The following is a 9,045-nucleotide window of genomic DNA, read 5'->3' on the forward strand; positions in this document are numbered from 1 at the left end:
TTTCTCCTCTAAGTTTATCTGTTTTAGTATATCAAAATCTTACAGGAATGTCAGCTTGGGATTGATATTTGCTGAATTTCTTATCCAATAGCGCAAAGCGTTCGATTTCACGAAAACGGTGAAATAGACTATTTCTATACTCTCTGATAAAATCATCATCTTCTAGATTAAGCATGGTTTTCTCCTTTACTTATCTATTCGTAAGAAGACAAAAAAGATCTAGCCTTGGGCTAGATCTTGATGGATAGTTAGAGCATAGGCGCAAACAACTGGACAATTTCCTTGATCAGGCTTTGATACCAGCTTGTTTTGATGGTGTGGGGATAAATTTCTTGAGAAACTTTAAAAATCCCTTCGAAGTCCCTTTCAATATCGATGATGGACTGCGTCCTATAAAGCAAGACGGCATTTTCATAGTGGTGAAGCAAACTCCGATAGTCAAAATTGATGGTTCCCACAGTAGCTGCCTCTCCATCGACAAGCATTTGCTTGCTATGAAGGAATCCCGGACTGTACTCATAAATACGAACCCCCGCAGATAACAAGTCTGGGTAGGCTCCTCGAGTAACTAACTGAATAACCTTCTTATCTGGGATACAAGGCGTCACAATTCGCACATCTACCCCTCTCAGAGCCGCATTTTTGATACTTTCAGTTAGATCATAGTCAGCGATCAGATAGGGAGTCGTGATATAAACATAGTCTGTGGATTGATTGATAAGGTTTTGATAGACCGTTTTTCCAACTTGAGCTCGGTAGATGGGTTTTGGTCCACTACTATAGGGAATACAGAGCCCCATCCCATCTTTGGGTTGATTTTCGAGATGGTATTGGTCAAAGTCGCTAATTTCCCCACGGTTGATATACCAGGTTGACAAAAAGAGTCTAGTAAAAGCCTTAACCGCCGATCCATCCAGGCGAATACCGCTATCCTTCCAATAACCAAAGCGTTCGATATGGTTGATATACTCATCTGCCAGATTGACACCACCTGTATAGGCAATTTGACCATCGATAATCATGATTTTACGGTGGTCACGGTTGTTATAGGCAACGGTTAAGCGCGGAATCACCTTATTAAATTTATGGGCTTCAATCCCTCGACTGCGAAGGTGAATGGTATAATCTCCAGGCAAGGTTGCCATACAACCAATATCATCATAAAGGAGCTTCACTTCTACCCCTTGAGCCGCCTTTTCTTCCAAAATTTTCAAAATACTATTCCACATCAAACCTTCTTCGATGATATAGTATTCGAGAAAGATAAACTTCTCCGCTTTCTTGAGGTCCTCTAGCATCTGGCGCCACATGCTTTCCCCTGAAGGGAAAAAATGGGTATCTGTTCGATTATAGACATCTGCATTCGTGTCCATGCTGAGGAGCGATTTGATAACCCCATAAGCCGACTTATCCTGCTCTTTTAACTCCAAACGGAGAGCTCTGCTATTGTCCTCTCTATCAACCATTGATTGGAGCTGCTTTAGCTGCTTCATTTCTTTTTTAGATAAACGGCGTTCTCCAAACATGATATAGAGTAAGGGGCCAAATACTGGCACAAAGGCTACTAACAGCCATGTTACCTTACTCTCAGGATTCATAGACCGATTGACAATCGATACAATGGTCGCTAAACTCACTAAAACGACTAGGATAATCCAGACAATTGGAGCCATTTGCCCTAGATAGAGAAATAAACCAAAGACGATAAACAACTCTGCCAACATGATGGTAACACTGAAACCATATTTGGACATGAGTAGCTGCATTTTTCTAGCTGTCATACATCCCCTTCCTTTTCTAACATTCTCCTTAACTGCTTGATAAACTAATCTTTCTACTAGTATACCTCAGTTCAGGGGTGGATGGCAACCTTTTACCTTTTCTAAAGTTCCAGCCGTTCCGTGTTTAGATGATTGTTACAATTTCAGAGCCAACATATTGACCGTCATACCAGCTGCAGTCCCCATAAGGTAGACGACATCTCCCTCTTTGATAAGTCCATGGTCCAAAGAATAAGCCAAGCCAAACGGTACAGAGACTGATACCATATTTCCATAGTCAGTGACGAGATTGAGGTACCGATCCTCGGCCACACCTAGTTTTTCCATGACCAAAGGAAGAGCACGACTTGCTTGGTGAGGAATGATATAGTCCACGTCTGCCAAGGCTAGCTGTGTTTTTTCTTGAAACTCTTCAAACATGACTGGGATTTTACGAGCAGACAAGAGGAGGATTTTCTTTCCCTTCATATCAAACATATAGTTGGTCTTAGTCGCTTCAGAGTACTCTTTTGGTTGAAAAGAAGTCAGACCTCCACGAATTTCCGTATCGTGAGCTCCTTCTGACCAAGTACGTTGGAGACTAGCAATGACCCCTTTTTCCTGATGGCTTTTTTGGAAAATAAAGGCTGCCGCCCCATCACTAAAGAGTTCAAAACTTTCTTTTTGCTTGGGATTGAGCCCTAAACTACCAACCTCACTAGACACGATCAGAACACGATTGTATTCGCCCGCCTCAATCAAGTGGGACATGGTCGATAGGGCAGAAATAAAGCTGGTACAGGTCGTATTGATATCCATAGCTGGAATAGAGAGTCCTTTTGCCACGCGCTCATGAATCAAGGCTGCCGTACAAGGAATAGGCTGAACTCCAACTGCACTAGCTGATACAAGGCAATCGATATCTTTAATATCCAAATTTGCATGTTCAAGTGCGCGCTGGATAGCTCCTTCTGCCAAGTCGAGTTGCGTTTCTTCATTTTCAACTACACGATAACGGGTCTGATCTTTGAATTGGACGGTATGCTTGGGAAGGCAAACACCATAACCTGCGATTTCTACATGTCTTTTTACTTCTGTCATTGTCTTTTTTCCTTTCATAAACGTTGGATACGTTTGAGTTTACGGCTAGTATCCCAGTGATAATCTGAAAATTGGATTTGAGGAACTATGAACTCTTTTTGCTGGGCCAAGAGTTGGAACTGTGCTAAAATCGCTGTCTCTACGTCCTCATCTCGTTGGCTTAGGCAAACTTCCACTAACTTCTCGGAATGTTGCTTGACTTGGTAATCTCCTACATTCTCCACAAAAAGGATGCAGCGCCTGATAAAGTCTGGATAGATCGTTACCTGTCCCCCATCCAGTCCTTCAAAATAGAAGATGTCGTCAGAGCGTCCTTCGACCTTGTCAATCCGTGTATAGCAGGAGCCACAGGGACAAGGCTCCGGATTTTCAACCAAGATATCATTGAGCTGGTAGCGATAAACAGGCTGACTGCTTCGTTTAAAGTCCGTAATCACTGGATAGAAACGTCGGTCATCCAGATACCGCTTTTCCACAAAGATAATGTCTTCGTTGAGATGTAGATTACCAGCTGGGCAAGTGCAGGCTAAGAAACCTTCAGTCGCCTGATAAACTTGGTCAATAATGGATAGAGAAAAGGCTTCAGCGATCCGTTCCCTATCACTATCTTCTAAGATTTCTGCCACCGAAACGATTTTTTGTGGATGGATGGCTAACTGTCCAGCCTTGAGACGCTTGCTCAATTCAATCAACATAGAGGCTGGCGCCACAATAATCGTCGGTTGGTAGCTATTGAGACGCTCGATATGCTCATCTGTATGTTTGAAAATATCAAAATACTCTAAACGAATGAGGGCCGTATTGATGGTCTGATAGAGTTCATTATCAGCTCTTAGGAAAAAGGCGATACGATGTCCAAAAAGCTGACCCTTTGGCAACATCTTGGCTAAGATAGCCGCTGCCCACATACTTCGCTCTTTCTCTGTTGTGATAAAGAGGCCCCGATGTCCAGATGTCCCTGAAGACAGACCGACTGCTACTTCGCCTTTAAGTTCACTGAAATCACGGGTTTTCTCACTTTCAATAGCTAAGGATAAGGCTTCATCACGATCCACTCCTTGGGTGTTGAGCTCATTGAAATGTTCCATCATAAAAGCCTTATCCATATGGTCAAAGTCGCTAGGAACCCCATTTTTAAAGTAGGGCGACTCTCGCTTTAAAAAGTTCATATAGTTAGCTAATTGCTTTTTCTGATAGTTCTCTACAGCTTCTCGAGATTTGAAGTTATGAAGCCAACGAGTTTCAATAAAGGTTTTAAGAAAGGTTATTTTTTTCATATATGATACGCTCTATCCTTTCCACAGGGTCATGACTAACAAGCACCTCAATACCGGCCTTTAAGACTCCCTCCAGAAACTCTGTCCCCTTGATATAGTCTGCCTTATTGTCCTGAACCAAGGAAGGAATCAGGTGCATCTGCTTGGTGTAAGGCAGGAGGTCTATTCCCCAACAAAGATCTGCTGCAATGAGGAGATCAAAGTCTGGAAGGTACAGACAGGCTTGCCCCCTAGCATGCCCATCAATAGAGGCTACTAGGATACTACCATCTCCAAAAAGATCACAAATCAGACGATAGGGAAATGCCGGGTGTTGCTGGTCAGCTCTGATAATGGTTAGATTTTTTTCAAAAGAAGCTGGTAGAAATTCCTTGAAAATCAGGTCTTTCAACTTGGGTTTCTGGTAAACTTCAAAAACCTCTTGAGTCAGGATAAATTGAGCGTTCGGGAAAAAACTTGCCCCTCCTAAATGGTCTGGATGGAGATGAGACAACATGACATAAGTAATCTCTTCTGGTCTAATTCCTTTTGCCTTCAATAAGTATGAAATCTGATCCTTTTCCGTCATCTGAACAGGAGTTCCTAGACGGTAAAAACCATAGCGTAGCTTCGTCTTAATGTTATAGTGATAACCCGTATCATATAGTAGATAGCCCTTGTCTCTGTGCTTAATCAGAAAGACGCCAGCTGGGAAGGTCATCTTTTTATTCTTGACTCCTTTAAATAGCAAACCCGCATAACTAGTACAATATCCGGCAGGGAAATAATCAATACTTTCGATAATCTTGGACATATTGTTCAATCCCTTCCGAAATACTGATTTGAGGGCGATACCCCAAGTCTAGCTCCGCCTTGCTGATGTCCAGCGTCTGGCTATACCGCAGCAAATAATAGGTATAGCGTGTCAGAGCCGGCTCACCTTTAAGTTTCAAGGTCTTATAAAGAAACTCTAAACTACTGGCAATAACTGAAATAAGAGGAGCTGGCACTTTTCTGTATGTTATCGGATAGCCCAGTCCTCTCAGGGTTTCTTCTATCAAATCCTTAAAGGCTCTTGGTTCCCCATTGGTAATATTATAGACTTCGCCACTAGCTTGAGGAGCCTCTAGAGCCAAGCGAATTGCCAGAGCGACATTTTCCACACAGGTCATATCCATGAGCTGACGACCGTCCCCTATCAAGGGAATACCAATCTTCTGACTGAGTTTGAGAACTCGGGGCAAAATACTGGTATCCCCAATCCCAAAAAGCCCACGAGGTCGTAAGATAATGCTCGGAACATCGGGATAATCCTTAAACAGCTTCTCCGAAGCCAGCTTACTACGAATGTAGTTGTTCAGATTATTTTCCTGAGGTGCATCGCTTTCTTTGATAGCTAGCTGATCTCGAGGAGCAGCATAGATGCTCGGCGATGATACATAAACCAAACGCTGAATCCCCGCCTCCCGACAAGCATCCAGAACATACTTGGTTCCCAAGACATTTGTCTGGTAGAAGTCCTCCCAAGGTCCCCAAACGGTAGAAAGAGCACCCGCATGCACAACCATGTCCATCTCTTGACAAGCCTGAGCTAAGTCCTCTTGTTTGGTCAAATCTCCCTGAAAAAATGCCACAGTAGAAGTTTCTAAAGACTGACCCATCTTGCGATTGCGTCCAAAAGCGCGTACCTGATAGCTCGACTGACTGAGCTCTTCAACAACATACTTACCTAGAAAGCCCGTAGCACCTGTTACCAATACTTTCTTCATTTTTTACTTCTCCTTGTCCCCTAAGAGTCGATGTATTTCGCTCTTCAGAATCTCTGTTGGCTGATAGATTTGAGCTGCGCGACTGAGTTTGTTCAAGTCTGACCAATCATCTCTATCCAACAACTCATCAAAAGCGCGTCCAATCGCTTCTGTATCCTCTCGTTTAGCAGTCAGGGCAATCCCTGCCTCTAAGCCACGAACCGCATAGTCATACTGATCATAGTCATGGGGGAGAATCAAGGCAGGCTTGCCATAGATGATACATTGGTAAAAAATGCCCGCACCGCCATGATGAATCACATAGTCCATCTGGGGAATGTATTCCTTATAGGGAAGATAAGATACCACAGAAACATTGTCCATGAGCTCTTCACATTGGAAGTCTTGTCCGCCAAACCCCAGAGTCACAAAGAAGTGGCAATCTGGATGTGCTTCTGCCAATTGTTGTGTCTGATAGAGGAGATTGTCTTTGGCCCATGCTAGCTGAGTGCCACAGGAGACAAGGACCTTCTTATAATCTGCATAAGGAGACAAATCGAGGGGATAATTTTCTGCCCTCTCAATCGAAGACCCAAAAGGTCCCACCCAAAGGTAGTGCTCTGGAAAACCACTTTTCAGCTCCAACTCTTTCATCCCAATTCCCAAGATGGAATAGGGCGAATAGATGGTTTCCTGACCTTTCTTATTGTAGAGCCTAAAATCGTAACGTTTCAATCGTTCTCTCAATAAAAAGCTTACGATTCGTTTCCCTAAACGAGTCCCTTTTCTTCCTAGCCATTGCAGACCAGATTGGAAAGATGTTTTTGGACTGCCCATTCCTCCAAAGAAACAAGGCGGTCCATCTGTCGTTTCAATGGCAAACTGTGTCGCCATTGTGGTAATCCAGGGAATATTCAACTGTTCCGCTACAAGTCCTCCAGAGAGGGTTATAAAGTCCGCAATCACAATATCCGGTCTATTTTCCTGCCACTCTTGCACTAATTGATCTGAAACCACATTGATCAAATCAAGACTAGCTGACAACTGTCGATAAGCAGAAATAAGGTTTAACTGCCCTTCATTGTTGGCTACACGCTCAAACTCATCTACACAATTTTCTAAAATGGGAATCACCCGGAAGCCCATCTCCTCTGCGACAGCTTTTCGTTGCGGTCCTGTAAATAATCGAATCTCATACAAGGGATCCTTCAACAAGGGTGCGAGTAAATTCAGGGTCGGGAATAGATGCCCACTTAAGGGCACTACAACCACATCAATTTTGATTTTTCTCATATGTCTAGGATAGCAAATTTTTAAAAAAAGAACTACCAAAATGATAGTTCTTTCCAGCATTATTTAGCTTCTTTTTCACTTTATGAATCAGAAGAGTTCTTTGTATAGTGCAATAGTTTCTTCTAAGGTTGGCATAAATGGATTTCCAGGTGCACAGGCATCGATCAAAGCATTCTTAGAAAGGTAGTCAAAGTCAAAGTCTTTTTCTTGGATACCGAGTTCAGTTAGTTTCTTCGGAATACCTACTGTTTCAGACAGTTTCTCAATTTCAGCAATAGCATAGTCAGCACATTCTTGGTCTGTTTTCCCTTCAACATGGAGTCCCAAGGCCTTGGCCACATTGCGAAAAGCTTCTGGTACACGCTTGGCATTTTCACGCTCTACAACTGGAAGAAGCATGGCACAGCAGACACCATGTGGCAAGTTATATACCGCACCGAGTTGGTGAGCCATAGAATGAACATATCCCAAACCAGCATTGTTAAAGCTCATACCACCGAGGAAGATGGCATTGACCATCGCCTCACGCGCTTCAATATCTTGGCCATTTGCCACAGCACGAGGAAGATACTCCTTGATGAGTTCAATAGCTCCGATAGAGAGTTTCTTAGTCACATTATAAGCACCTGGAGTTACCAAGGCTTCAACAGCGTGAGTAAGAGCATCCATACCTGTCGCCGCTGTCAATCCTTTCGGTTTTGAAAGCATAAGTTCTGGATCATTGACAGAGATGAGGGCGAGGCTGTTCTTATCAACCATTACCATCTTGACCTTGCGTTCTTCGTCAGTAATGACATAGTTAATCGTAATTTCTGCAGAAGTTCCAGCTGTTGTATTGATCGCAACCACTGGCAACCCTTTTTCAGCAGACTTGTGGAGACCCTCATAGTCCTGTGGTTTTCCACCATTTGTAGCGATGATAGAGATACAGCTAGCCGCATCCTGAGGAGATCCTCCTCCAAGACTGATGATGAAGTCACATCCATGCTCTTTCAGGGCAGCCACTCCGTCTGTGACGTTCTTGCAAGTCGGATTTGGCTCCACATCGCTAAAGATCACATATTCGATCCCTTCAGCATCTAGTGGTTTTAGAACCTTAGGTAAAATATCGCTGCCCTCGATGAACTTGTCTGTCACCAAAAGGGCCTTCTTATACCCCAGTTCCTTGATATACGGACCTACTTCATTTACAACACCTTTACCAATAAGGTTAACTGATGGAACGTAAAATGTAGCCATATGCTTTTCCTCCTGCGCCTCTGCGCTATTTGATTATTTACCATAAGTATACGACCTTATAAGAAGTTTTACAAATATTTGTAAGCGTTTTAAATAAAAAGTTAGTAAAGAACGGCCAGCTACTTTTCCAAGAAAAAAAGCTCCAAAAAGATATCTTTCATCTCATTGGAACTTTTACTTAATCATTATTGCTTCGTTAAGACTACTCGGTCAGCTGCCTCTCGGTCCATGTCATCGATAATCATTTGATTACCATTAACCGCGTAAATTTTAACATCATCTCCGATAATGACACGTTGATTTTCTGGCTCAAAGGTGACTTGCTTAATTTCCTTATCTCCATCTGCTTCGACCTCAGTCCATGTACCAGTTTTGCCTGTTACAACAAGAGTGATCTGGTCGTTCTCATCTTTTCCAGTATAGGTACCATCAATATTAGTCGGTTGAGCTGCCGCAGTAGTGTCCTGGCTTGAGGACGCCTGTGGTTGACTAGCACTGGTAGCCGCACTAGAAGATGATTCTTGTTGAGTAGATGATTGTTGAGCAGATGGCTGGGTAGATGCTTGTTCCTTAGGTCCACAAGCTACTAAAAGACTAAGAATTGCTAAAGAAGCAATAGAAAGTGTGAATGTTTTCGTTTTCATAGCG

The 9,045-nt window shown here is 43.1% G+C and carries 9 protein-coding genes; all 9 read right to left on the reverse strand.

The genetic code is table 11. The annotated features are described in order from the left end of the window. Positions 1-31: 31 nt before the first annotated feature. Positions 32-175, reverse strand: a complete 144-nt coding sequence (locus MK405_RS06285; protein WP_162838152.1) for a hypothetical protein — start codon at positions 173-175, stop codon at positions 32-34. 73 nt (positions 176-248) lie between these two features. Next, positions 249-1,781, reverse strand: coding sequence for a cardiolipin synthase (cls, locus tag MK405_RS06290; RefSeq protein WP_268704572.1), 1,533 nt, complete (start codon positions 1,779-1,781; stop codon positions 249-251). A gap of 135 nt (positions 1,782-1,916) precedes the next feature. Beyond that, positions 1,917-2,861, reverse strand: a complete 945-nt coding sequence (locus MK405_RS06295) for a 3-oxoacyl-[acyl-carrier-protein] synthase III C-terminal domain-containing protein (protein ID WP_268704573.1) — start codon at positions 2,859-2,861, stop codon at positions 1,917-1,919. Positions 2,862-2,875: 14 nt separating this feature from the next. Beyond that, positions 2,876-4,138 carry a F390 synthetase-related protein gene (locus MK405_RS06300; RefSeq protein WP_268704574.1) on the reverse strand — a complete coding sequence of 421 codons (1,263 nt, stop codon included), beginning with the start codon at positions 4,136-4,138 and terminating at the stop codon, positions 2,876-2,878. Then, positions 4,116-4,931 (reverse strand): MBL fold metallo-hydrolase, encoded by an 816-nt coding sequence (locus MK405_RS06305; RefSeq protein ID WP_268704575.1) that lies wholly within the window; start codon positions 4,929-4,931, stop codon positions 4,116-4,118. Before MK405_RS06305 ends, MK405_RS06300 begins: the two co-directional genes overlap by 23 nt. Further along, entirely contained in the window at positions 4,906-5,886 is a 981-nt protein-coding gene (locus MK405_RS06310) for an NAD-dependent epimerase/dehydratase family protein (protein ID WP_268704576.1), read from the reverse strand. The genes MK405_RS06305 and MK405_RS06310 overlap by 26 nt, the downstream gene beginning before the upstream one ends. Before the next feature lie 3 nt (positions 5,887-5,889). Continuing rightward, a complete protein-coding gene (locus MK405_RS06315; protein ID WP_025169578.1) occupies positions 5,890-7,158 on the reverse strand; it encodes a glycosyltransferase in 1,269 nt (422 codons plus the stop codon). 87 nt (positions 7,159-7,245) lie between these two features. Then, complete coding sequence (locus tag MK405_RS06320; RefSeq protein ID WP_000190430.1) at positions 7,246-8,397, reverse strand: iron-containing alcohol dehydrogenase; 1,152 nt, start codon at positions 8,395-8,397, stop codon at positions 7,246-7,248. A 185-nt stretch (positions 8,398-8,582) separates the two neighbouring features. Next, positions 8,583-9,041 (reverse strand): SP_0198 family lipoprotein, encoded by a 459-nt coding sequence (locus MK405_RS06325; RefSeq protein WP_000853139.1) that lies wholly within the window; start codon positions 9,039-9,041, stop codon positions 8,583-8,585. Positions 9,042-9,045 lie beyond the last annotated feature (4 nt).

It is taken from the genome of Streptococcus oralis, from assembly GCF_026782345.1.
GTDB lineage: Bacteria > Bacillota > Bacilli > Lactobacillales > Streptococcaceae > Streptococcus > Streptococcus oralis_CK.